The following is a 277-nucleotide window of genomic DNA, read 5'->3' as shown; positions in this document are numbered from 1 at the left end:
GTGCTTGATTTATAATTGCCCCTTGCGGCGGAATAGAGTTTGCAAGAAATTGGAACGTAATTGTAGCAGAATCACCTGGTGCGATAATACCAACTGGAATACCGAGAGTTGGACTTGCATCTGGAAGTGAAATCCCGTTAAGCGTGACACTATTTGGAACAAATAATGCCCCTTCAGGAACACCGTTAATGAGTAATACCGAGTTTGCAGGGAAGTTTCCAGTGTTTGTTAATGTTGCAGTGTACGTAATTATATCTCCAATAGATACGATTGTTCG

Annotated in this window: 1 protein-coding gene; it reads right to left on the bottom strand. The window is 41.5% G+C overall.

Features of this window, described 5'->3' with window-relative positions; translation table 11 throughout:
* Positions 1 to 277 (bottom strand): DUF11 domain-containing protein (locus tag CVH10_RS19950; protein ID WP_146143148.1); only part of this gene is annotated, 277 nt, incomplete at both ends.

Origin of the sequence: Halomonas sp. ND22Bw, assembly GCF_003011945.1 — a bacterium.
GTDB lineage: Bacteria > Pseudomonadota > Gammaproteobacteria > Pseudomonadales > Halomonadaceae > Halomonas > Halomonas halophila.
This window is presented reverse-complemented; position numbering and strand designations above follow the sequence as displayed.